The organism is Rhizobium sp. NLR8a (assembly GCF_019685235.1).
GTDB lineage: Bacteria > Pseudomonadota > Alphaproteobacteria > Rhizobiales > Rhizobiaceae > Rhizobium.
Genome location: NZ_JABDWI010000015.1, coordinates 86,746 through 109,916, shown reverse-complemented (window position 1 = coordinate 109,916; position 23,171 = coordinate 86,746). Strand labels below are relative to the sequence as shown.

Here is a 23,171-nt window from a genome sequence, read left to right as displayed (position 1 = left end):
AGAGAGGACGGGAGCTTTGCCTTTGGATAAAGATCTTCGTTTCGAGCCGGTGACGGCAGACCGGTGGGGAGACTTCGAAACTCTGTTCGGCCCGCAGGGGGCCTTTTTTAATTGCTGGTGTGTCGCGCTGCACTTGCCGCATGCGGTGAGGACGACGATGACGGCCGACGAGCGCAAGACGCATATGCGCGAGCGGATCGGGGCGGGGCCGCCGCCGGGGATCCTCTGTTATGCAGATGGCGGACCGGTCGCCTGGGTGCAGGTCGGGCCGCGCCACGACGTGCCGCAGTTCAATTCACCGCGCACCGTCTCGCGGCCGCTGGAGGAGGAGGATGCGCGTGATCCCTCTATCTGGGCTGTCAGCTGCTTCTTCCTGCTGCCGAAACTGCGCGGCAAGGGATTAAGTCATCGCCTGCTCGCCGGCGCGATCGACCATGCACGGCGCCGGGGCGCGCGGCTGCTCGAAGCCTGCCCGATCGATCATGTGAAGCAGTCGAAATCGGTGACGCTCTGCATCGGCTCGACGGCAATCTTCGAGGCAGGCGGATTCGAGACGGTGGCAATGCGCAAGGACGGCCGTCCGCTCATGCGGCTGGAGCTGCGCGGTTGACCGGGCCGGAAAGGAAATGGGCCTCGATCAGCCCGGCCGCATGCGTCCAATCGGTGGCGCGGGTGATGTCGTCGGCTGCCGCCGGCGCGAAACGATGGACGGGCGAGTCCGGCATCAGGTGAATGAGCAGGCAATCGGCCACGTGTTCCCTGACCGAATTCAGATTGTGCGCCATATCGTCTATGAAGGCGACAGGAAAGGAGCGGCTGGCATGCAGTGCATGGACGATTGGCCCCTTGGGTTGCTCGCTGGCAAGCAGCGGAAAGAGCAGGCCGGCGCTGTCCAGCAGGCGGCGACGCGGATCCTGGTACCGTGGCGGCATCGCCGTCAGGAAAAGGATATCGGCGTCTTGCGAAAGCCGGCCGAGCGTTTCGACGACGCGGTCGACCGGCGTCTGCCACAATTCCTGCGCTTCAAAAAAATCTTCGATCAGCCGGCTGACTTGTCGGCCCTCGATCTCCGTGCCGTCCGCTTTCGAGACGATGTTGCCGTGAAGCCGGAACGATCGCGGCAGGAGTTCGTGTCCCAGGCTTTGGAGAAAAAGCTGGAAGGGGTCGATGAACCGCAGCACGACATCGTCGACGTCGCAGACGATCAGCGGCCGCTCGCCGAGGCGGATGTGCGAAATATCGAGCTCTGTCACGCTCAGTATTCTCCCGAATCGAGCCCGGGCGAAGAGAAATGCCGCCAGGCGGCGGTTACCGTATCGGGGCTGAGGCCGCTCGCCGTGCAGAAGGCCATCGCCGTCGGTTCGTGGTTCATCAGGAAGTCCATCATGCCTGAGAGGAAACCCGGATCGTTGACCGCGTTGCGCACCTGCTCGGGCGCCACGCCGGTGAGTGCGAGGAAGCGGCCGAACATGTCGGGATCGGCGGCAAGCCAGCCAAGCACGGCGATCGCCGTCTCGTGCGGGTCGGCCGCCTGCTGTTTCGAAGTCTTGAAGTTGCTTTGCATTTCGAGGGGTAAGTTACCTTTTCTTCAACCAAATACCGGTAGCGTGCGCTATCGGTTTCACGGAGCTATTCATCCGCATGTGCCTTTCTCATGGGACGAACCGCTGCGCGAACGGACGTAGGGACAGCTTGTCATGCCCAAACAGGTGATGATTGTAGAAGATAACGAGCTCAACATGAAGCTCTTTCGCGACCTCATCGAGGCGTCCGGCTATACCACGATCCAGACTAGAAATGGCATGGAGGCGCTCGATCTGGCGCGCAAGCATCGTCCCGACCTCATCCTCATGGATATCCAGCTTCCCGAGGTCTCCGGCCTCGAAGTCACGAAATGGCTGAAGGAAGATGACGAGCTGCACGTTATTCCGGTCATCGCCGTCACGGCTTTCGCGATGAAGGGCGATGAGGAGCGGATCCGCCAGGGCGGCTGCGAAGCCTATGTTTCCAAACCGATTTCGGTTCCGAAATTCATCGAGACGATCAAGACCTATCTGGGCGATGCCTGACGCATCGGAAAGACGCTTATGACCGCGCGAATACTGGTGGTTGACGATATTCCGGCCAACGTGAAGCTGCTTGAAGCGCGGCTGCTCGCGGAGTATTTCGACGTGATGACCGCTGCCGACGGTCACGAAGCGCTAGCAATCTGCGAGCGCAACCAGGTCGACTTGATCCTGCTCGACATCATGATGCCCGGTATCGATGGTTTCGAGGTCTGCGAGCGGCTGAAGGCCAGTCAGAAGACCGCCCATATTCCCGTCGTCATGGTCACCGCACTCGACCAGCCTGCCGATCGCTTACGCGGTCTGAAGGCCGGCGCCGACGATTTTCTCACCAAGCCTGTCAACGATCTGCAGCTGATCTCGCGGGTGAAGAGTCTGCTGCGGCTGAAGACCTTGAGCGACGAGCTGCGCATCCGCGCCGACACCGCTCATACGATGGGCATGGGCGATCTCATGCGGGCAGGCGAAGGCCGTGGCGATGAGGCCGGCCAGGTGTTATTGGTCGATGGCCGCGCCAATTCGCAAGAGCGCATCGTCAGGGCGTTGAAGCCCGTCGCCGATGTGCTTGCCCTCTCCGATCCGCAGGCGGCCCTCTTCGAGGCGGCCGAGAACACGTTCGATCTCGTCATCGTCAATGCCAATTTCGACGATTACGATCCGCTTCGCCTCTGCTCGCAACTGCGATCGCTGGAGCGCACACGCTTCCTGCCGATCCTGATCATCACCGAGCAGGGCTCCGACGACATGGTCGTCCGCGCCCTTGATCTCGGCGTCAACGACTACATCATCCGCCCCGTCGATCCCAACGAGCTCGTCGCCCGCTGCCTGACGCAGATCCGTCGCAAGCGTTATAACGACCGTTTGCGAGCCAGCGTCAAGCAGACGATCGAGCTTGCCGTGACCGATCCGCTGACTGGCCTTTACAACAGACGTTATCTCGACAATCACCTGAACGCACTCTTCAATCGGTCGATGGCGCGGGGCCGGCCGCTTTCGGTGCTGATCACCGATATCGACCGTTTCAAGCAGGTGAACGACACTTACGGCCATGACGGCGGCGATGAAGTGCTGCGCGAATTCGCAAACCGCGTCCGTTCGACCATCCGCGGTGCCGATCTCGCTTGCCGTTATGGCGGGGAGGAGTTCGTCGTGGTGATGCCGGACACCTCGCCGGAAGTTGCCGCAGCCGTCGCCGAGCGCCTGCGCGCGGCAGTCGAGAGCGCTCCCTTCATGCTGAAGCGCTCAAGTGAACTCCTGAGGGTCACCGCTTCCTTCGGCATCGCCTCGCGCAGTGGCGCGGTGTTGACCCCGGATCAGCTGATGAAGCAGGCCGATCTTGCCCTTTACGAGGCCAAGAATTCCGGCCGCAATCGCGTGGTCGCAGCGGCTGCCTGACGAATCACTTTGGGCGCCATATGCGCCATTTGCGAGTTTTCCACTGCGGTAAGCGATTTGTTACCGAATTTTAACCTTCGCCTGTGCGACGCAGGCCCAAGTTTTGCAGCCCGGTAGCCCAAAAATGGACTCCCGGCGTTGCTGTGGATATGGCGCGGCGCGACAGTCTCCGGAATGCCGGAGCCTAGCCCGAAATGAAATGAAGACTATAAAAAACGCCTGCCGCCAACAGGGTCAAATAAAGTGTGGCGGCATCACCTCACGTAAGGGGAGGGACAGCTTAAGTTATTAAGTTATATTGTCGAACTTCTTCGGTTCCACCGTCATAAGGCTTTGCCGTCAAGCAGAGCCGTCAAATCTTTGCATGTTCCAAAACTGGACTTTTAACCATAGAATCAAGCTCAGAAAATTCATCATTAAGAATTTGTTGATTTTCTTTCATTTCTGCGCAAATTATCGGCTCATAAAAGAAGCGCTCCCGCAGAGGAGCTGTCGATACCCCATGATGCTCAGGTCCGCCGCATCTCCTGGGTCGTGGGGTCGGTCGGCTAGTAGGCAAGTCACAACGGTTCCTCGTGCCGTTTTGCATGCTGGCCGACCCCCTTTCAGGAAAACGCCGCCACTTCCCGAAGATGGAAGGGCGGCGTTTGTCTGTTTGCGCTATCATTTTCCAAGGCCATCCTCCGGGGCAATAAAAAACGCGCAACCCGAAGGCGCGCGTTTTTAAAATCCGTCAGGCCAAGTGATTACTTGATCTTGGTTTCCTTGAACTCGACATGCTTCTTCGCAATCGGGTCATACTTCGTCTTCGTCATCTTGTCCGTCATCGTACGGCTGTTCTTCGTCGTGACGTAGAAGAAACCGGTGTCGGCTGTCGACAGCAGCTTGATCTTGATTGTTGTAGCCTTGGCCATGGTCGTCCTGCCTTTAAGAAAATGAAAGCCGTGGAAGCCGGATGGGCTCCACGGCAAATTCTGGCGCGAAACTACGAATCCCGTCCGAAAAGTCAAGTCCGTTTTCGAACGAACATCAATCTGATGCCGGAAAGTAAGGCATAAAGACCGAAGAAAGCGGCAATCGCCCAGGCAAAACCATTGTTTCCGGCGACGTCGATTGCTGCGCCGATCACCTGTGGCCCAGCAACGGTTCCCATCGCATAACAGAAGACGAAGGCGGCATTGGCGGCAGCCAGATCGGAGCCCGTCAGCCGCGAACCGAGATGGCTGAGGCCGACCGTGTAGAGTCCGGAGACGCAGCCACCCCAGAAAAGCAGCATCCCGGCCATTAGCAGCCAGTTGTTGACGAGGATCGGCAGCGTCAGCGAGCCGATAAAGCCCATCAGTGCCATCCCTGCCAGAAGCGGTCGCTTGTCGCGGATGCGATCGGAGAGCAGGCCGAGGGGAATCTGGAAGATGACGTTGCCGACGCCCATCATGGTGAGCAGCAGCGCCGCCTGCGATTCGGTGAAATGGGCGCGCACGGCAAAAATCGGGAAAAGTGACAGCCCGCCAGCTTCGACCGCGCCGAAGATGAAGACGGCCGCCGTCGCTGTCGGCACCAGCAGGACGTAGCGCATGAAATGCAATTCCGGTTTTTCCTCGAGCACCGGGCTTTCGTCACGGGCGATGAAAATCGGAATGGCGGCAAGCAGGATGGCGCCCGCGCCGACCAGGAAGGGAAAGATGCCGTCGCTGCCGAGTATCGAAAAGAGCAGGGGCCCGGCAGCGAACCCGATGGAGAGCACGGTCGCATAAATGCCGAGCACAAAGCCGCGCTTGGATGGCGGCGAGGCGGCGTTGATCCAGAATTCGGAGAGAATGAACAGCGTCGTCGTTGCGCCATGGAAGGCGAAACGTAGCGGAAACCACATCCAGAAATCCTGGGCATAATAGAAGCCGAGCGCGCTCAGCGCCGAAATCAGCACCGCCCAGAGCATCGTCGGCGCAACGCCGTATTTGTGGGCGAGCTTGGTGGTAACGGGCGCCGCGGCCATCGCCGAGATCCCGGCCATCGCCGTATTCAGCCCGATCAACGTGGATGAGATGCCGCGTTTTTCGAGGATGATGCTGAGAAGCGGGAGTCCGAGACCGATTGCTATGCCGACGGCTGAAATGGACGAGATGGCTGCCACCAGAGAAGGCCAATGGATTTCTTCGACATCGCCCGGTGTGCCGGTTCTCGGCTGAGACATTTATCCATCCTTAGAAAGCTGCGCGAGCGAACCGACCTCTCGTCTCACATAGAAGGGACACAGATGTGCCAAATCCAGGTGACGGGCGGCGTTTCGCAGTATTTCCGATGTGATCTGCGGAATGTAAAGCCTGTTCAGACAAGAAAAGCTTACCATGTCAAGTCGTTGAAGATCGTTGACTCCCGCGTGTCGGTGGTGGTCGGTGGAGCGCTGGCACTACACGCTAAATATGTCTGGAAGGTGAAGGCGCTCAATCCGGCCGGCGGGGAAGCTCGTAATCATCGGGACTGTCGCTCTCGCCGCCGAAACCATGCATGCGCAACGCCCATTGCAGGCCGATGACGCCGCCCTTGATCGGTTGGATCGAGGCGAGCGCGGCGATGACCGTGATCGGCGCCCATATGGCAAGATGGACCCATACCGGCAATACCAAGGTCAGATCGGTCAGCATGTAGCCGCCGACGAGGACGTGGCCGAGGACCAGGATGACGATATAGGGCGGCAGATCGTCGGAGCGATGGTGATGCATCGCCTCGCCGCAGGCGGCGCAATGATCGACCGGTTTCAGGAACGCGCGGAAGAGCTTGCCGTCGCCGCAGGCCGGGCAGCGGTTCAACAGCCCGCGCATGATGGAACGTCCGAGCGGACGCTCGGCTTCGGGTCCATCCCCGTAGCGGACGACCGGATCGGTCGGTGTGTTCATTGCATCTTCCTCGTTCAGGCAAAAAGCATGAAGCGCCGCAATAGGACCATTGCTGCTTTCGGCACCGTGGCTTAGCGGCGTCCGCGCGGGGGACGCGTTCCCGGTTTCTTGCGGACCTGGCCCCTGTCGCGGCGGCCGGCCTTATGGAAGGAACGCGCCGCCGTCGGCATCTCGCGTCCTTCGCTCAGCATCTCGAACCGCAGCGCGCCGGCCAGCGGGATTGCTTCCGCAAGCTTCACGGTGACGCTGTCGCCAAGACGATAGCCGAGGCCCGTCTTTTCCCCCGACAGTGCCTGATGCGCCTCGTCATAGATGAAATAATCGGTGCCCAGCGTAGATATAGGGACGAAACCATCGGCGCCATAGTCCGGCAAGGTGATAAAGAGCCCGGATTTCGTAACTCCGGAGACGCGGCCGGCAAACTCCTCGCCGACGCGGGTGCTCAAATGATGGGCGATCAGCCGGTCGATGGTCTCGCGCTCGGCTGCCATCGCCCGGCGCTCGAAGGTCGAGATTTCGGCGGCGATATCGTCGAGCGAGGCTTCTTCGTCGGGGGTGATGCCGCCTTCGCCGAAGCCGAGCGAACCGACCAGCGCCCGATGCACGATGAGATCGGCGTAGCGGCGGATCGGCGAGGTGAAGTGGGCGTACTTCATCAGGTTGAGACCGAAATGGCCGATATTCTCGGGGCTGTAGATCGCCTGACTCTGCGAGCGCAATACCATCTCATTGACCATGGTCTGGTGTGCCGTGCCGTCCGCCTTGGCCAGGATGCCGTTGAAGCTGTTGGCCCGCATATTGCCGCCCTTGGCGAGCGAGATGCCGAGTGTCGCCAGGAACTCGCGCAAAACTTCCTGCTTGGCAAGCGTCGGGCCGTCATGAATGCGGTAGACCAGCGGCTGACGCTTCTTCTCGAGCGTCTCGGCGGCGCAGACGTTCGCCTGGATCATCATCTCTTCGATCAGCTTGTGCGCATCGAGCCGCGGCGGCACGAAGACCCGGTCGACCGTGCCGTCCGGTTTCAGCAGGATCTTGCGCTCCGGCATGTCGAGTTCCAGCGGCTGGCGCCGGTCGCGTCCGCGCTTCATTACTCCATAAGCGTGCCAGAGCGGTTTCAGGATCGGCTCGAGCATCGGTCCGGTCTGATCATCCGGTCTTCCGTCGATCGCCGCCTGCGCCTGCTGATAGGAGAGCTTGGCGGCACTCTTCATCATGATGCGATGAAAGGTATGGCCGATCTTGCGGCCTTCGCCCGAGAAGCTCATGCGCACGGCGAGCGCCGGGCGGTCGACGCCTTCCTTCAGCGAGCAGAGATCATTGGAGATGCGCTCCGGCAGCATCGGCACGACGCGATCGGGGAAATAAACGGAGTTGCCGCGCTTCAGCGCTTCGCGGTCGAGCGGCGAATTAGGGCGGACATACCAGGAGACATCGGCGATCGCGACGGTGACGATGACGCCGCCGGGATTGTCGGGGGAGGGGTCGATCTCGGCGTAAACAGCGTCGTCATGGTCCTTGGCGTCTGCCGGATCGATGGTGATCAGCGGCACGTCGCGCCAGTCCTCCCGATGCGACATGGTCACCGGCTTCGCGGCTTCGGCCTCGGCGATCACGGCCGGCGGAAAGACGTGCGGGATGCCGTGCGCATGGATCGCGATCATCGAGATCGCCTTTTCCGAGCCGACCGAGCCGACGACGGAAAGGACCTTGGCGCGCGGCAGGCCGAAGCGTCCGAGGCGCGCGACTTCGATCTCGACCAGGTCGCCATCCTTGGCGCCGCCGGTATAGTCGGGGTCGATCACCATCTCTTCGCCGCGCCGTTCGATTGGCAACAGGCGGCCGCCGCCGCCCGGCGCGCTGCGGAAAACGCCCATCGCCGCACCGCGGCGCCTGTCGATCACCTTGATGATACGCGCTGTATAAGCCGGCCCGCCGCGATCGACGGCCGGGAAGATCTTCGCCAGGATTCGGTCGCCGAGCCCGGCGACGGGCGCCTTGCCCTTACCCTGGCGGCCTGCCGGCGACTGCTGACGGATGGCGACGGCAGGCGCCACACCCTGCTCCTCCGGCCATTCCGCCGGCCGGCCGATCAGGTCGCCGTCCTTATCGCGCGTCGTGATATCGAGAACGGTGACGGGCGGAAGAGCGCCGGGACGAATGAGCGACTTGCGGCTCTTTTGCAGCATGCCTTCCTGCTCGAGCTCCTGCAGCATGTGCTTGAGCTCGACGCGGCTGTCACCTTTCAGCCCGAACGCCTTGGCAAGTTCACGCTTGGAAGCCTTCTGCGGATGATCGGCGATGAAACGCAGGATCACTTCCCGCGAGGGCAGCGTGCCGTGGACGATGTTCAGCGGTTCGACGGCGGAAGTATCCCTGCCGGCGCGGCCGACCTTGCCCGGGCGCTTGCCCGCGGGGTTCGTTCTGTCGCGCGGTGTCTTGCTCACGTCAGCTCTTTTTCGATTTCGCGGGCGCCTTCGCCTTCGTTGCCTTCGGCTTGGCGGCCGTCTTGGTTGCCTTGGCTTCGGCGGCGGCCGCCTTCGGCTTGGCTTTCGCCCTGGCCGTCTTGCCGGCCGGGGCCTTGCCGGCCTTTTCGGTGATCAGCGCAAGCGCCTCCTCGATGGTAATCGCCTGCGGATCCTTGCCCTTCGGCAGGGTGGCGTTTACCTTGCCCCAGTTGACATAGGGGCCGTATTTGCCGTCGCGAACGGTGATGGCGCCGCCATCGGGATGATCGCCGAGGGTCTTCAGTGCCGCCGGCGTACCGCGCGCACCCCGGCCCGGCGCCTTGTTGGCTTTTTCGGCAATCAGCGTCACGGCGCGATTGAGGCCGACGGAGAAGACGTCCTCGACGGTTTCCAGATTGGCATAGGAACCGTCATGCAGGAGAAACGGCCCGTAGCGGCCAATGCCCGACGAGATCATCTTGCCCGTTTCAGGATGTTTGCCGATATCGCGCGGCAGCGAGATCAGCGCCATCGCCTTTTCATAGTCGATATCCTCAGGCTTCCATCCTTTCGGCAGCGAAGCGCGTTTGGCCTCCTTGCCGTCGCCGCGCTGGATGTAAGGGCCGAAGCGGCCGGAACGCAGCGTCAGTTCCTCGCCGGTGGTCGGATCGGTGCCGAGATTCTTCGGTTCGTTGAGCGCGACCCCTTCCGCTTCTCCACCGTTTTCGGAGGAAAGCTGGCGGGTGTAGTTGCATTCCGGATAGTTCGAGCAGCCGACGAAGGCACCATATCTGCCGAGCTTCAGCGACAGGTTGCCGGTGCCGCAGACCTGGCAAATCCTGGGGTCGCCGCCATCCTCGCGTTTCGGAAAGACGAGCGGCGCCAGCGCCTCGTTCAGCGAATCAAGCACGTTGGTGACGCGCAATTCCTTCGTGTCTTCGATCTGCGCGAAGAAATCCTTCCAGAAATCGCGCAGCACCTGCTTCCAGTTCAATTCGCCGGCGGAAATCCGGTCGAGCTTTTCCTCGAGGTCGGCGGTGAAATCATATTCCACATATTTGGTGAAGAAGCTTTCGAGGAAAGCCGTCACCAGCCGGCCCTTGGCCTGCGGGATCAGTTTACGCTTGTCGATCGTCACATAGTCGCGGTCGCGCAGGGTCGCCAGCGTGGCGGCATAGGTCGAGGGACGGCCGATGCCGAGCTCTTCCATCTTCTTGATTAGCGATGCTTCCGAATAGCGCGGCGGCGGCTCGGTGAAATGCTGGGTCGAATTGATCTTCTGCTTGGCCAGCGCCTCGCGTGCATTGATCTCCGGCAGGCGACCATCCTCGTCGCCGTCATCGCTCTGCTCGCCGTCCTCCTTCTGGTCGGTATAGGCGGCGATGAAGCCGTCGAAGCGGATGACCGAACCGACGGCGCGCAGGCCGGCCTTCTCGCCCTTGTTCTCGGCGGTGATTTCGGCCGTCGTGCGCTCGATCTCGGCCGACGCCATCTGGCTGGCGATGCCACGCTTCCAGATCAGCTCGTAGAGCCGGATCTGATCGGCGTCGAGGAATTTGCGCACGCGGTCGGGCGAGCGGTAGAAATCGGTCGGGCGGATCGCCTCGTGCGCCTCCTGGGCGTTCTTCGCCTTGGTCGAGTAGAAGCGCGCCTTCTCAGGCAGGTAGCGTTCACCGAACTGGTCGAGGATGGCACGTCGCGCTGCGTCGATCGCTTCGGGCGCCATCTGCACGCCGTCGGTTCGCATATAGGTGATAAGACCGACTGTCTCGCCGCCGATATCGACGCCCTCATAGAGCTTCTGGGCGATCTGCATCGTGCGCGAGGCGGAGAAGCCGAGATTGGAGGAGGCGGCCTGCTGCAGCGTCGAGGTGGTGAACGGCGGTCCCGGGTTGCGCCTGACCGGTTTTGCCTCGACCGTGTCGACGATATAGCTGGCGCCTTCGAGCAATGCTTTCAGGCGGCCCGCATCCTCGCCGTTGCCGATCGCCCGCGGCTGCAGCCGCTTGCCGTGCGCCGAAACCAGCCTTGCCTCGAACTCGTCGCCGCGCGGCGTCTTCAGCAGCGCCGAGATGTTCCAGTATTCTTCCGAAATGAAGCGCTCGATCTCGGACTCGCGGTCGCAGACCAGACGAAGCGCGACCGATTGGACCCGGCCGGCCGAACGCGCGCCGGGCAACTTGCGCCACAGCACCGGCGAAAGATTGAAACCGACGAGATAGTCGAGCGCGCGGCGCGCGAGATAGGCGTCGACCAGCGGCACGTCGATATCGCGCGGATCGGCCATCGCATCGAGGACGGCCTTCTTGGTGATCGCGTTGAAGACGACGCGCTTGACGGACTTGCCGTTCAGCACCCGCTTCTTGTTCAGCATGTCGAGGACGTGCCAGGAAATCGCTTCGCCTTCGCGATCAGGGTCGGTCGCGAGAAACAGCCCATCGGAGGATTTCACCGCGTCGGCGATGTCCTTCATCCGCTTGGCCGAAGCGCCGTCGACCTCCCAGAGCATTTCGAAATCCTGATCGGGAAGAACGGAGCCATCCTTGGCAGGCAGATCGCGCACATGGCCGAAGGAGGCGAGCACTTTGTATCCCGAACCCAGATACTTATTGATCGTCTTGGCCTTGGCAGGCGATTCCACCACTACAACATTCATGATGATTCTCTAAAAAAGAAACCACGCCAGCTTGGGGGCCAGCGCAACACGCACCGTAACTTGGATACCGGCCCTCCGACATGGACAGGGAAATCGCTGCGGTCAAGGGGTTTGCTACAATTTTACTTCTTGCGTACGGTGCAAGCGAACCAAGATTTGCAGCAGAAAACAATTTTAAATTGCGCCAGTGCGGTTTTCAACACGCAGTTTCCCCGTTCCCCGCAAGCATCAATCGGAAAGCGAGACGAGACCGCCCTGATGCCGATGCAGCCTGCCTGATATATCGAGTTCCAGAAGGATGAGATAGACCGCGGATGCCGGAAGGCCGGTGTGGCGGATGATGTCGTCGATCTCGACCGGCGTCGGCCCGAGCGCGCCGATGATGCGCATCCGGTCCGAATCGCCGGGTGGCATCGTCATTGCCCGGCTCTCGCGTGCCGGCTCTTCCGCCATCGACAAAGGGAAGAGGTCAAGTTGCGCAAGCGGCGCCAGGGCTTCGATGATATCGGCAGGTTCGGTAACGATCGAAGCGCCGTCCTTGAGCAGGCCGTTGGTGCCGTGACAGCGCGGATCGAGCGGCGAGCCGGGCACGGCAAACACCAGGCGGCCGAACTCGCCGGCGAGGCGCGCCGTGATCAGCGAGCCCGAGCGCATCGCCGCCTCGATGATCACCACGCCAAGTGCGATGCCGGCAATCAGCCGGTTCCGGCGCGGGAAATCGCGGGCGCGCGGCTCCCAGCCGAAGGGCATCTCGCTCACCGCCAGGCCGTTGCCGCCGGTTATCTCTTCGATGAGGCCGAGATTCTCCGGCGGGTAGGGCTTGTCGAGACCGCCGGCAAGGGCGGCGATCGTGCCCGTGCCGAGGCTTGCCCGATGCGCTGCCGTGTCGATGCCGCGCGCCAGGCCGGAGATCACCGTATAACCCGCCCGACCGCAGTCGCGCGCCACCATCGCCGCGAATTTGGTGCCTGCGGCCGACGCGTTACGGGAGCCGACGATGCCGACGGCCGGTCGTTTGGCGGCAGCGAGTGCGCCCTTGACCGCAAGAAGCGGCGGCGCGCCGTCGATCTGTTTCAGCGCCTGCGGATAGTCCGGCTCGCCAATGCCGATAAAGCGGGCGCCGAAACGATGCGCCGCCTCCAGTTCCCGGTGCGCCTCGGCTTCGCTGGCAATGCGGATGGCCCGTGTCGCGCCGCCGCGCGCTGAAAGCTCCGGCAGCGCCGCGAGTGCGGCCTCAGCCGAACCGAAATGATCGATAAGATCGCGGAAGGTTGCAGGGCCGACATTGTCGGAACGGATCAGGCGCAGCCAGGCAATCCTCTGCCTTTCGCTTAGCACTGTACCTGTTGATTCCGCGCTCGGCGCGTCCATTATCCTTTCGCCCCGATCTTGCTTTCCGTTCCGCCCATCAGGCGTGAAATATTTGCCTTGTGCTTCCAGTAGGAGATGAGCGTCATGATCGCCATGACGGCCGCGACCTTTTCATTGCCGAGGATCCACAGTGCGATTGGGATGACGAGCATGGCGACGAGGGCCGACAGCGAGGAATAGCGGGTGGTGACGGCGACCGCGAGCCAGACGGCGGCGAAGAGCACCACCATGATCGGCGCGACGCCGAGAAGCGTGCCGATATAGGTGGCGACACCCTTGCCGCCCTTGAAGCCGATCCAGACGGGGAAGAGATGGCCGATGAAGGCGAAGAAGCCGGCGATGATCGCGGCCTCCTCACCGAGGAAATATCCGACAACCCAGGCTGCCGTCGACGCCTTCAGTGCATCGAGCAGCAGCGTCGCGGCGGCGAGCTTGCGGTTTCCGGTTCTCAGCACATTGGTCGCGCCGATATTGCCGGAGCCGATGCTGCGCACATCGCCCAGGCCGGCGGCCCGGGTGAGGATCAGGCCGAAAGGGATTGAGCCGAAGAGATAGCCGATAACGGCCGCCGCAAGTGCGATCGGCAGCGTGATCTGCCATGACATGAGATTGGATAACATGTGCCCCCTCAGCCCTCCGTAGCTTACCGTTCCAGCCGTCTCTCAAAGTGCGTGAACAGGCTTTCCCGAGACGTATGTCGCGACTGCCCGCCCGCTGAAGCGCGCGTCCTCGAACGGTGTATTCTTCGAGCGGGAGAGAAGCATGTCTTTGGTGACAAGCCAAGGCTCATCGAGATCGATGAGCGTGATATCGGCTGGCGCACCCGGCTTCAGCGTGCCGGCATTGAGACCGAAAATCTGAGCTGGGCGGGTGGACATGGCGTCGATCAGCCGCATCAGGCTGACCTGGCCGCCATGATGAAGCCTGAGAGCCGCCGCCAGCATCGTTTCCAGTCCGACCGCGCCATCGGCTGCCTCTGCGAACGGCAGGCGCTTCGTGTCGACGTCCTGCGGGTCGTGCGAGGAGACGATGATGTCGATCGCACCGTTGGCAAGCGCCTCGGCCATGGCGACTCGGTCGTCCTCCGGGCGCAGTGGCGGATAGAGCTTGAAGAAGGTGCGGTATTCGCCGATGTCGTTCTCGTTGAGCGCCAGATTGTTGATCGAGATGCCCGAGGTCACCTTGGCGCCACGGCTGCGGGCGCGTTCGATGGCCTCGACCGATTCGGGGACGGAGATCATCGCAGCGTGATAACGGCCGCGCGTCAGCTCTGCCACCCTGAGATCGCGTTCGAGGGGGATCAGCTCGGCTTCCTTCGGAATGCCGGAGAGCCCCAGCCAGCTGGCGAAAAGTCCCTCGTGCATGACGCCATTGGCGCCGAGATATTTGTCGCGGGTCTCGCAGGAGATGACGGCGCCGAATTCGCGAGCATAGGTCATGATCCGGCGCAGCACCTGTGTGTTATGGACGCTGGAATGGGCATCGGTGAAGGCGACCGCGCCCGCCTGCATCAACAGGCCGATTTCCGTCATCTCCTCGCCGGCAAGACCCTGGGTGAGGGCGGCTGCCGGATAGACGTTGACGGCCGCCGTGTCCCGCGCCGTCTTCTTGACGAATTCGACGAGTGCGATGTCGTCGATGACGGGATCGGTGTCCGGCATCATGATGATCGAGGTGATGCCGCCGGCTGCCGCCGCCCGGCTCGCCGAGGCGATCGTCTCGCGGTGCTCGCCGCCGGGCTCGCCGATATGGACGCGCGCATCGACGAGGCCTGGCGTTGCCACGAGGCCGGTGCAGTCGCGCACGGCGGCGCCTTCCGGCGCACCCTGGTTCTGCGCCTCGCTGCCGGCGGCAATAATCACGCCGTTTTTAGCGATGATCGTTCCGATCTCGTCGAGACTGCGCGAGGGATCGACGATGCGGACATTCTTGAGGACGATCGAGCTGCTCATGCCATCATTCCGTCGGTTCGGGGACCTTGGTTCTGCGAGACGAGCAGCGTCTCCATGACGGCCATGCGCACGGCGACCCCCATTTCCACTTGTTCGGCGATCACGCTCTGCGGACCATCGGCCACCTCGGAGGCGATCTCGACGCCGCGGTTCATCGGCCCGGGGTGCATGACCAGCGCATCATCCTTCGCTGCTTTCAGCGTTTCGGCGTCGAGTCCGAAGAAGTGATAATACTCGCGCACCGACGGCACAAAGGCGCCGGACATGCGTTCGCGCTGCAGCCGCAGCATCATCACGACGTCGGCGTCCTTCAATCCTTCCTTCATCGAGTGGAACACCTCGACGCCCATCTCGGCGATGCCAGCGGGCAGGAGGGTGGCGGGCGCGACGACGCGCACGCGTGCGCCCATCGCGTTCAGCAGCAGGATATTGGAGCGCGCCACGCGCGAGTGCAGCACGTCGCCGCAGATCGCCACGATGATGCGCGAAAGCTTGCCTTTGGCGCGGCGGATCGTCAGCGCGTCGAGCAGCGCCTGGGTCGGGTGTTCGTGCTGCCCGTCGCCGGCATTGACGACCGAGCAGGAGACTTTCTGGGCAAGAAGTGCAGCCGCCCCGGCGCTTGAATGGCGGATCACCAGCACGTCGGGGCGCATCGCATTCAGCGTCATCGCCGTATCGATCAGCGTCTCGCCTTTCTTCACCGAGGAATTACCGACCGACATGTTCATCACGTCGGCGCCGAGCCGCTTGCCGGCAAGCTCGAAGGAGGCCTGTGTGCGGGTCGATGCCTCGAAGAAGAGGTTGATCTGCGTCAGTCCGCGCAGCGTCGACGTCTTCTTTTCTCTCTGGCGGCTGATCTTGACGGCTTCGTCGGCCTTGTCGAGAAGATAGGTGATATCCTGCTCGGTGAGGCCCTTGATGCCGATGAGGTGGCGGTGGGGGAAAAAGACCATGACCCTGCCTCTTGCTGTCTCTTGCGGGTCTATAATGAGTGCCGCCCGCTGGGGCAAGCACGCGCTGTGGGCAAAGGCTTATGTCCCCATGCATTTTCGCTTGAATTCCGATAGAGCAGAATAAAGCGAATCATAACTTCCGGTTTTCCTTGCCGGGTTCTTGCACTAGAAGCGAACAATGACCTCCGCAAACCGGACTGACGACAAACTCGCAGAACTCAACCAGCCGAGCCTGTGGTCCGGCATCAATGCCTATCGATCCGATCCGCTGATCGTCGATCTGACGGCGGCCTTGCCGCGCGGCATCCGTGAAGACCTGGAAAATATCGGTCGCTACGTCACCTCGCCGGAGGCGCAGGAGCTCGCGCGCATGGCAAACCAGGGCGCGCCACAGCTGCGCACCCATGGTCCGCGCGGCGAGCGTCTCGACGTCGTCGAGTTTCATCCCGCCTGGCACGCGCTGATGCGCCGCTCCATGTCGGTCGGCCTGCATTCCTCTGTCTGGGATCCGCAGGCCGATATCGAGGCGAAGGACGCGGGCCACAAGGTCCGCGCCGCGCGATTTTACCTGACGGCACAGCTGGAATCGGGCCATCTCTGCCCGCTGACGATGACGAGCGCTTCGGTGGCTGCGCTGTCGGCGTCCCCTGCGGTGCAGAAGGACTGGGCGCCGAAGATCCTGTCGCGCAAATATGATTCGTCCAACCGGCCCGCCATGCAGAAATCCGCGGTGACCATCGGCATGGGCATGACCGAAAAGCAGGGCGGCACCGATGTCAGGGCCAACCGGAGTGCGGCTGAAAAGGTCAGCGAAGGCATCTATCGGCTCTCCGGCCACAAATGGTTCATGTCGGCTCCAATGAGCGATGCCTTCATCATGCTGGCGCAGACGAAGGAGGGCATGGGCTGCTTCCTGGTGCCGCGCCTGCTGGAGGACGGGTCCGCCAACGGACTGCAGTTCCAGCGACTGAAGGACAAGGTCGGCAACCGCTCGAACGCCTCTTCCGAGGTTGAGTTCACCGATACCTTCGGTTTCCTGCTCGGCGGCCCGGATGCCGGCATCCGCACCATCCTCGACATGGTGACGCTGACGCGGCTTGATTGCGCGCTGGCCTCATCAGGCATCATGCGCGCCTCGCTTGCCGAGGCCGTGCATCATACGCGCGGCCGCAGCGTCTTCGGCAGGATGCTCGTCAACCAGCCGATCATGACGCGCGTGCTCGCCGACATGGCGCTCGACGTCGCTGCCGCTACCGCGCTGTCCTTCCGCTTGGCCGATGCTTTCGACAAGGCGCGCGGCAATGCCGAAGAAGCGGCCTATGCCCGCGTCATGACGCCTGTCGCCAAATACTGGTGCTGCAAGATCGCGCCCTCGCTGATCTATGAGGCGATGGAATGCATCGGCGGCAACGGTTACATCGAGGAGCGCCCGATCGCCCGCCATTACCGCGAGGCCCCCGTCAACGCCATCTGGGAAGGCTCCGGCAACGTGATGGCGCTGGATTTGCTGCGCGTGCTCAACCGTGGCAAGGATCTGTTCGAGACAGTTTTTGCGGGCCTCGCGCGCGATCTCGGCCCCGCCGGCAAGAAAACGATCGACGTGCTACGCGCCGCAATCGCGCTTTGCGAACAGGACGAGGGCGCGGCGCGCCTGCTCGTCGAGCAACTGGCACTTGCCGCCGGCGCGGCGGAACTCTATCGGCTTGGAGCAGGGCGCATCGCCGATGCCTTCATCGAGACACGCCTTGCCGGCGGCTGGCGCTCCACTTACGGCATGCTCGATTCCCGTTTCGACGCCAGCTACATCGTCGATCTGCTCTACCCGCCGGCAGCCTGATCGCAAGGGCGATCAGGCGATCCTGAGACCGAGATGCTCGGCCATGGGATCGAAATCCCTATCATCGTGCAAGAGCGAGTGGCCTTCTTGAATGCAGAATGTGCCAATGATTACGTCGATGATCTTGCGCACTGTGATACCGCGTTCCCGCAGCAGGCGATAATTACGGGCTGCCCTGACGGCGAGGCTGTCGTCAAGCATCGGACGGATCGTGAATTGGCGCAAATTCGCTTCGATGGTGGTTGCATGGCGGTCATTGCGCGCGCCTTGGAGGACCTCCATAAGAATAAGATCGCCAACAAGAATTTCCAGCGGATCTTCGATATTCTGCAGACGCCGTCTGGCGGCGTTTTCCATCCCGCGTAGATGCGCAATCCAGACCGAACTATCGACGACGATCACTGGTTTCGTCCGGTCGATCGCGGCGCATCCCTTCCAGATCACCCTCCCAGCCGATTCCCGAGAGATTTGCGATCGCATTTTTTCTGCGGTGCCTGTCGACGAGGCTTCTGAGGGCCTGTTCGATAGTAGCTTTTTTCGTCGCCAACCCCGTGGCGGTCATCGCTGCGTCGAGCAAGGCATCATCGATATCTATATTCGTCCGCATTTTTTCCTCATGTGTATAACTTTGTTAAAAGATACACATCAGCCTCACGGGGTTCAAGATCAATGCTGATGCTGTCGCCATAAACAAAAATCCGGCCGCGTCGCCACGGCCGGATTATCGTCATTTACGTCCGAAAATCAGCGTTCAAAAGAAGCCACGGCGTTGCCACCAGCCGGCTTTCTTCGGCTTGCTGTCATCGCTTTCGGTTGTTTCGCTGCGGGTGGATTTCACCGTCGGCTCTGAGGAAGAAATATTGGATTCGCGGTTGGCGCGAACCGGCTTTGCTTCCTCCTGCGCGGGCGTTGCGAGATCGGCCGAGGCTTCGACCACCTCCGGCTCTGCTTCTACGGCTGGTGCCGCTTCCGCTACCGGTTCTTCCACCGGCGCTGCGGCGGGCTTCCGGCGGCCGCGGCCACGGGCAGGCTTTACCTCTTCGGCGACGACACCCACGTCCTCGACGGCAGCCGTTACAGCTTGGCTCTCCCTGGCCTGTTCGGCAACCGTCTCGACAATTGCTGCTTCACCGGGAGCGACGTCATCCGAAGTGCCGTCGTCTTCATCCTCGCTGCCACTGTCTTCGCCGGCTTCATTCGCCGTCAGCTCGGACCCGTCCTCCCGGTTGCGGCGACCGCCGCGCTTGCCGCGGCGCCGGCGCTTGCGGCGCTGCGATTCCTCGTTTTCGGCGCGGCTCTCGGGTGCAGCGGCGGCGGTTTCGTCGCCCTCAGCGCCCTCGTCGTCGCCATCTTCCTCTTCGTCGCCGGCTTCGCCTGCAGCGGCTGCCGGCTGCTCGGCATTGCCGTTGCGGCCACGACGGCGGCGGCGACGCTTGCGCTTACGGTTGCCTTCAGCTTCGCCTTCCGAACGCGCCGCAGCGGGACGTTCGGTCGCGGCAGCCTTTTCCTCGAGTTCTTCGTCTTCTTCCTCATCAGCCTCGATAACGATGTCGTCGTCCTCATCCTCGGGGATGGCTGCGAAGTTGAAGAGGCTTTCGATCTTGACCGGGTTTTCGACGGGCTCGCCGCGGTCGATTGCAAAGTGCTGCGCGCCGACCGAACCATCGGCATCGATGATGATCGCTACGCCAAAACGCGCTTCGTAATCGACGATCGTCTGGCGCTTGTGGTTGAGCAGGTAGAGCGCGATGTCAGGCGTCGTGCGCACGGTGATGTTGTGCGTCGTGTTCTTGAGCAGATATTCCTCGATGCCACGCAGCACATGCAGGGCGACGGAGGACTGTGAACGGACGTGGCCGGTGCCGCCGCAATGCGAGCAGACCTGGGTCGTCGATTCGAGAACTGAAGCGCGGATGCGCTGGCGCGACATTTCGAGCAGGCCGAAATGCGAGATCCGGCCGACCTGGATGCGGGCGCGGTCATTCTTCAGGCATTCCTTCAGCTTCTTCTCGACGGCGCGGTTGTTGCGCTTTTCTTCCATGTCGATGAAGTCGATGACGATCAGGCCGGCGAGGTCGCGCAGGCGAAGCTGGCGGGCGATTTCTTCCGCGGCTTCGAGGTTCGTCTGCAGCGCAGTGTCCTCGATCGAGTGTTCGCGCGTCGAGCGGCCGGAGTTGACGTCGATCGAAACCAGCGCTTCCGTCTGGTTCATGATCAGGTAGCCGCCGGAACGCAGCGTTACCTGCGGCTGCAGCATGCGGTCGAGCTGGGCCTCGATGCCGGAGCGCGAGAAGATCGGGTGGATGTCGCGGTAGGGCTGAACCACCTTGGCATGGCTCGGCATCAGCATCTTCATGAAGTCTTTCGCTTCACGATAGCCTTCCTCACCGGCAACGATGATCTCGCCGATATCCTTGTTGTAGAGGTCGCGGATCGAGCGCTTGATCAGCGAGCCTTCTTCATAGACGAGGCAGGGAGCGGTCGACGCCAGCGTCAGCGTGCGGACGTTTTCCCACAGGCGCATCAGATATTCGAAATCGCGCTTGACCTCGACCTTGGTGCGGTTGGCGCCGGCGGTGCGCAGGATAACGCCCATGCCTTGCGGCACTTCGAGCATGCGGGCGATTTCCTTCAGGCGCTTGCGGTCCTGCGGATTGGTGATCTTGCGGGAAATGCCGCCGCCGCGCGCCGTGTTCGGCATCAGAACCGAATAGCGGCCTGCAAGCGAGAGATAGGTGGTGAGAGCGGCACCCTTGTTGCCGCGCTCTTCCTTGGCGACCTGAACCAGCAGGATCTGGCGGCGCTTGATGACTTCCTGGATGCGGTACTGCTTGCGCGGCTTGCGCTGCACGCGGTCCGGCACCTCTTCCATTGCGTCTTCGGCGCCAACGGATTCGATGACTTCCTCTTCGCCGTGATCATCGTCGTCGTCGTCGTCATCGTGGCGACGCTTGCTGGTGTCGATGTCCTCGGAAATCGTGTCGGTTTCCACCATCGCGGCCATCGTGCCGCCGGCAGGGGCGTCATCGTCGTTGTCGACACCCGAAGCGCCTTCCGCTTCGACGTCTGTCGGAACGGCGTCTTCCGTCGCCGTCGTTTCGGCAACCTTCTTGCGGCTCCGGCGCGGCCTTGCCTTCTTGGCCGGCGCTTCCTCGGCGGCTTCAGGTGATCCTGCCACCTCTGCCGTTACGGCAATCTCTTCCGGCGCGGCCTCTTCCGTTACGGCAGCCGGTGCCTCTGTCGGCACGATGCCGACATCCGGCTGATCCTGGGTCGAAAGATCGACCATCGGCGCGGTTTCGACGTGCTCGACGTCTTCGTCGCGACGGTGCTCCTCGGCCTCGGCCCGAAGCAGCGCCTGACGGTCGGCGAGGGGGATCTGGTAGTAATCGGGATGGATTTCGGCGAAGGCCAGGAAGCCGTGCCGGTTACCGCCGTAATCGACGAAAGCGGCCTGCAGCGAGGGCTCGACCCTCGTTACCTTTGCAAGATAGATATTGCCGCGGATCTGCTTCTTGTGCTGCGACTCGAAGTCAAATTCTTCTATGCGGTTCCCGCGAACGACAACGACGCGCGTCTCTTCCTCGTGAGACGCATCGATAAGCATTTTGTCTGCCATGTAAGCTGTGCTCCTCGGCGTGGCCGCGACAGCGCATTCCCGACTGCTGTTGAAACAGAAAGAATGCGGTCCACCGTGGCCGCGCCGGATAATGAAAGTCGCGCTTGACGCGAAGGGGAGAGCAGCAGCCAGACCGCAGCCGGAACCGTTTCGGTCCGGGGCCTGTGCACTTCAGATAAAACCTGCTGCGAAACCATCAACAACCAAGCGTGATCGACAAATACGAAGACCCGGTTCGGGTCCGATGAGGTTGCTCCCTGAGAGCGTGGTGGCTGATCCACCAATGAAGTTCCGACAGATGCCGGAAAATCAGGATCCAGTTCTCGGGTTGAAGCGCATGAGACGGCGGACGATGACCGATGTGGCGCCAGGTCCAGATCTGGCTGGCAGCCCTTGCGGCGACTCTATCCCGTCAACACTTCTACCCTAAAATGCGTTGTATGTTTTCTCTGTCACAATAGCAAGGGAAAAGCCAAATGTGCCATAATATTGATGGATTTCGAATCGCATAGAAACCGGGGGCAGGTGACCGCGATTCGGCAGGCGGCAAGGCGTTTCGCTCTCGGGCGTCCGTTCCGGCCATATCAGGTCCATCGCGGTATAAATAGGGTGTGGCGGTTTATTGCTTAAGAGGGCTCGGATCGTGGCGCAGTCCGCAACGCGGCGATCGACATTGGCTAGGCGGATTCAGACGGCGGTGCTCATTGCAGGTTGCCTCCTGCCTGGCCTCGCGGGTTCGGCCGAGACGAAGGATCCGCTGCTCGCTTATGGGGCGCGCATCATCGGCGATGATGCCAGGACGCGTATCGTCATCGATTTCGACCGCGAACCGCGTTTCTCCGTCCATTATCTCGCCAATCCGGAGCGGATCGTCGTCGATCTGTCAGCCACCGCCTTTGGATTTCCGGCGAAGGATTTGGCCGCCCGCGGCCTCTTCAAGGATATCCGCTACGGCAAGATGGATGATGAGAGCGCCCGCATCGTGCTGACAACGGCAAGGCCGGTGAAGCTCTCGCTCGCCAAGGTGCAAGCCGACGAGGCGGGCAGGGGCCATCGCCTGGTGCTCGATGCCGAGATGATCGACAAACAGGCCTTTGCCGAATTGGTCAAGACACAATCCTGGGACGATCGGACCGACGCGGCCCAGACGACGAGCGCCATTCCGGCGCCAGAAAACACCGCCCCCGGCGATTTTGTCATTGCCGTCGACGCCGGCCACGGCGGCATCGATACCGGCGCGATCGGCGTCGACACGAAGACCGAAGAGAAGCAAGTGACGCTTGCCTTCGCCAAGGCCCTGGCCGACCGGCTGAACAAGGAGCCGGGCATCAAGGCGTTCCTGACGCGCAGTGACGACGAGTTCCTGTCGCTTTCCCAGCGCGTGCTGATCGCCCGCCAGAACCATGCCGGCCTGTTCATTTCATTGCATGCCGATACGCTGAAACAGAAGGACATCCGCGGCGCGACGGTCTATACGATCTCGGACAAGGCCTCTGACAAGCTCGCAGCCGACCTTGCCGAGCGCGAAAACCTTTCCGACCAGATCGCCGGCAAGGAGACGGTCGCCGAGCCGCCCGAGGTCGCCGACATCCTGCTCGATCTGACGCGGCGCGAGACGCAGGCCTTCTCGATTTCGCTGGCCGAGAGCGTGCTGAATTCCTTCAAGGACCAGATCGGCACCATCAACAATCCGCATCGCCACGCCGGCTTCCGCGTGCTGCAGGCGCCCGACGTGCCGTCGATCCTGCTCGAGCTCGGGTTCCTGTCGAATGCCGAAGACGAAAAACTGCTGCTCGACGAAACCTGGCGCACCAGGATCGCCGATCTTCTGACCGAGGCGGTGAAGCGATACCGCACCGGCGTCGTGGCGAATGGCGGCTGAAGAACGCCGCCCGGATATTTTAATGGATTCGCTCAGGCGAGATCCATGAAAACAGTGACTTGGACGCATCCGGTCAATCACGTTCTGAGCGGCGCGGTTCGG

General features: G+C 62.0%; 19 protein-coding genes. 5 read left to right on the top strand and 14 right to left on the bottom strand.

The features are described 5' to 3' along the window. Positions 1–22: 22 nt before the first annotated feature. Positions 23–610, top strand: a complete 588-nt coding sequence (locus HJC04_RS26230) for a GNAT family N-acetyltransferase (protein ID WP_221147466.1) — start codon at positions 23–25, stop codon at positions 608–610. On the opposite strand, the gene HJC04_RS26225 is transcribed toward HJC04_RS26230, so the two are convergent. Together HJC04_RS26225 and HJC04_RS26220 are read right to left on the bottom strand one after the other, a co-directional pair. Then, positions 585–1,259, bottom strand: coding sequence for a hypothetical protein (locus HJC04_RS26225; protein ID WP_221147491.1), 675 nt, complete (start codon positions 1,257–1,259; stop codon positions 585–587). The genes HJC04_RS26230 and HJC04_RS26225 overlap by 26 nt on opposite strands. After that, on the bottom strand, positions 1,256–1,564 hold the full coding sequence (locus HJC04_RS26220; RefSeq protein WP_210628271.1) for a DUF3572 domain-containing protein: 309 nt from the start codon (positions 1,562–1,564) through the stop codon (positions 1,256–1,258). Before HJC04_RS26220 ends, HJC04_RS26225 begins: the two co-directional genes overlap by 4 nt. Positions 1,565–1,697: 133 nt before the next feature. Between HJC04_RS26220 and HJC04_RS26215 the strand changes: the two genes are divergently transcribed. Beyond that, on the top strand, positions 1,698–2,069 hold the full coding sequence (locus tag HJC04_RS26215) for a response regulator (protein WP_003547430.1): 372 nt from the start codon (positions 1,698–1,700) through the stop codon (positions 2,067–2,069). Between the two features lie 18 nt (positions 2,070–2,087). Beyond that, a complete protein-coding gene (locus HJC04_RS26210) occupies positions 2,088–3,461 on the top strand; it encodes a PleD family two-component system response regulator (RefSeq protein WP_210628270.1) in 1,374 nt (457 codons plus the stop codon). Between the two features lie 746 nt (positions 3,462–4,207). Here the strand turns inward: HJC04_RS26210 and rpmG are convergent. From rpmG to HJC04_RS26165, 9 genes are all read right to left on the bottom strand, one after another. Then, positions 4,208–4,375, bottom strand: a complete 168-nt coding sequence (rpmG, locus tag HJC04_RS26205; protein ID WP_003587245.1) for a 50S ribosomal protein L33 — start codon at positions 4,373–4,375, stop codon at positions 4,208–4,210. Positions 4,376–4,467: 92 nt separating this feature from the next. Beyond that, positions 4,468–5,652 carry an MFS transporter gene (locus HJC04_RS26200; RefSeq protein ID WP_210628269.1) on the bottom strand — a complete coding sequence of 395 codons (1,185 nt, stop codon included), beginning with the start codon at positions 5,650–5,652 and terminating at the stop codon, positions 4,468–4,470. Positions 5,653–5,902: 250 nt separating this feature from the next. Next, entirely contained in the window at positions 5,903–6,355 is a 453-nt protein-coding gene (locus HJC04_RS26195) for a DUF983 domain-containing protein (RefSeq protein WP_210628268.1), read from the bottom strand. Positions 6,356–6,426: 71 nt separating this feature from the next. Then, on the bottom strand, positions 6,427–8,799 hold the full coding sequence (gene rnr, locus HJC04_RS26190; RefSeq protein WP_210628267.1) for a ribonuclease R: 2,373 nt from the start codon (positions 8,797–8,799) through the stop codon (positions 6,427–6,429). 1 nt (position 8,800) lies between these two features. Then, entirely contained in the window at positions 8,801–11,455 is a 2,655-nt protein-coding gene (topA, locus tag HJC04_RS26185) for a type I DNA topoisomerase (RefSeq protein ID WP_221147465.1), read from the bottom strand. A gap of 228 nt (positions 11,456–11,683) precedes the next feature. Next, positions 11,684–12,826, bottom strand: a complete 1,143-nt coding sequence (gene dprA, locus HJC04_RS26180) for a DNA-processing protein DprA (RefSeq protein WP_221147464.1) — start codon at positions 12,824–12,826, stop codon at positions 11,684–11,686. Then, entirely contained in the window at positions 12,826–13,446 is a 621-nt protein-coding gene (plsY, locus tag HJC04_RS26175; RefSeq protein ID WP_221147463.1) for a glycerol-3-phosphate 1-O-acyltransferase PlsY, read from the bottom strand. Before plsY ends, dprA begins: the two co-directional genes overlap by 1 nt. Positions 13,447–13,488: 42 nt before the next feature. Next, on the bottom strand, positions 13,489–14,778 hold the full coding sequence (locus tag HJC04_RS26170; RefSeq protein WP_221147462.1) for a dihydroorotase: 1,290 nt from the start codon (positions 14,776–14,778) through the stop codon (positions 13,489–13,491). Next, positions 14,775–15,731, bottom strand: coding sequence for an aspartate carbamoyltransferase catalytic subunit (locus HJC04_RS26165; protein WP_221147461.1), 957 nt, complete (start codon positions 15,729–15,731; stop codon positions 14,775–14,777). The genes HJC04_RS26170 and HJC04_RS26165 overlap by 4 nt, the downstream gene beginning before the upstream one ends. 178 nt (positions 15,732–15,909) lie before the next feature. On the opposite strand from HJC04_RS26165, the gene HJC04_RS26160 reads away from it, so the two are divergent. After that, positions 15,910–17,568, top strand: a complete 1,659-nt coding sequence (locus HJC04_RS26160; RefSeq protein WP_221147460.1) for an acyl-CoA dehydrogenase family protein — start codon at positions 15,910–15,912, stop codon at positions 17,566–17,568. Between the two features lie 12 nt (positions 17,569–17,580). On the opposite strand, the gene HJC04_RS26155 is transcribed toward HJC04_RS26160, so the two are convergent. From HJC04_RS26155 to HJC04_RS26145, 3 genes are all read right to left on the bottom strand, one after another. After that, entirely contained in the window at positions 17,581–17,970 is a 390-nt protein-coding gene (locus HJC04_RS26155) for a PIN domain nuclease (protein ID WP_221147459.1), read from the bottom strand. Further along, the gene (locus HJC04_RS26150) at positions 17,954–18,175 is read right to left on the bottom strand and encodes a type II toxin-antitoxin system VapB family antitoxin (RefSeq protein WP_221147458.1); all 222 of its coding nucleotides are present in this window, start codon (positions 18,173–18,175) and stop codon (positions 17,954–17,956) included. The genes HJC04_RS26155 and HJC04_RS26150 overlap by 17 nt, the downstream gene beginning before the upstream one ends. A 144-nt stretch (positions 18,176–18,319) precedes the next feature. Next, positions 18,320–21,187, bottom strand: a complete 2,868-nt coding sequence (locus HJC04_RS26145) for a ribonuclease E/G (RefSeq protein WP_221147457.1) — start codon at positions 21,185–21,187, stop codon at positions 18,320–18,322. Positions 21,188–21,809: 622 nt separating this feature from the next. On the opposite strand from HJC04_RS26145, the gene HJC04_RS26140 reads away from it, so the two are divergent. After that, positions 21,810–23,069: an N-acetylmuramoyl-L-alanine amidase gene (locus HJC04_RS26140; protein ID WP_221147456.1), complete on the top strand. Its 1,260-nt coding sequence runs from the start codon at positions 21,810–21,812 to the stop codon at positions 23,067–23,069. Positions 23,070–23,171: the final 102 nt, after the last annotated feature.

What these genes read in the sequence shown, in the direction of transcription:
- HJC04_RS26220 (WP_210628271.1), bottom strand. Translation starts at nt 1,564, where the DNA reads ATGCAAAGCAACTTCAAGACTTCGAAACAGCAGGCGGCCGACCCGCAC.
- HJC04_RS26215 (WP_003547430.1), top strand. Translation starts at nt 1,698, where the DNA reads ATGCCCAAACAGGTGATGATTGTAGAAGATAACGAGCTCAACATGAAG.
- HJC04_RS26210 (WP_210628270.1), top strand. Translation starts at nt 2,088, where the DNA reads ATGACCGCGCGAATACTGGTGGTTGACGATATTCCGGCCAACGTGAAG.
- rpmG (WP_003587245.1), bottom strand. Translation starts at nt 4,375, where the DNA reads ATGGCCAAGGCTACAACAATCAAGATCAAGCTGCTGTCGACAGCCGAC.
- HJC04_RS26200 (WP_210628269.1), bottom strand. Translation starts at nt 5,652, where the DNA reads ATGTCTCAGCCGAGAACCGGCACACCGGGCGATGTCGAAGAAATCCAT.
- HJC04_RS26195 (WP_210628268.1), bottom strand. Translation starts at nt 6,355, where the DNA reads ATGAACACACCGACCGATCCGGTCGTCCGCTACGGGGATGGACCCGAA.
- topA (WP_221147465.1), bottom strand. Translation starts at nt 11,455, where the DNA reads ATGAATGTTGTAGTGGTGGAATCGCCTGCCAAGGCCAAGACGATCAAT.
- dprA (WP_221147464.1), bottom strand. Translation starts at nt 12,826, where the DNA reads ATGGACGCGCCGAGCGCGGAATCAACAGGTACAGTGCTAAGCGAAAGG.
- plsY (WP_221147463.1), bottom strand. Translation starts at nt 13,446, where the DNA reads ATGTTATCCAATCTCATGTCATGGCAGATCACGCTGCCGATCGCACTT.
- HJC04_RS26170 (WP_221147462.1), bottom strand. Translation starts at nt 14,778, where the DNA reads ATGAGCAGCTCGATCGTCCTCAAGAATGTCCGCATCGTCGATCCCTCG.
- HJC04_RS26165 (WP_221147461.1), bottom strand. Translation starts at nt 15,731, where the DNA reads ATGGTCTTTTTCCCCCACCGCCACCTCATCGGCATCAAGGGCCTCACC.
- HJC04_RS26160 (WP_221147460.1), top strand. Translation starts at nt 15,910, where the DNA reads ATGACCTCCGCAAACCGGACTGACGACAAACTCGCAGAACTCAACCAG.
- HJC04_RS26150 (WP_221147458.1), bottom strand. Translation starts at nt 18,175, where the DNA reads ATGCGGACGAATATAGATATCGATGATGCCTTGCTCGACGCAGCGATG.
- HJC04_RS26145 (WP_221147457.1), bottom strand. Translation starts at nt 21,187, where the DNA reads ATGGCAGACAAAATGCTTATCGATGCGTCTCACGAGGAAGAGACGCGC.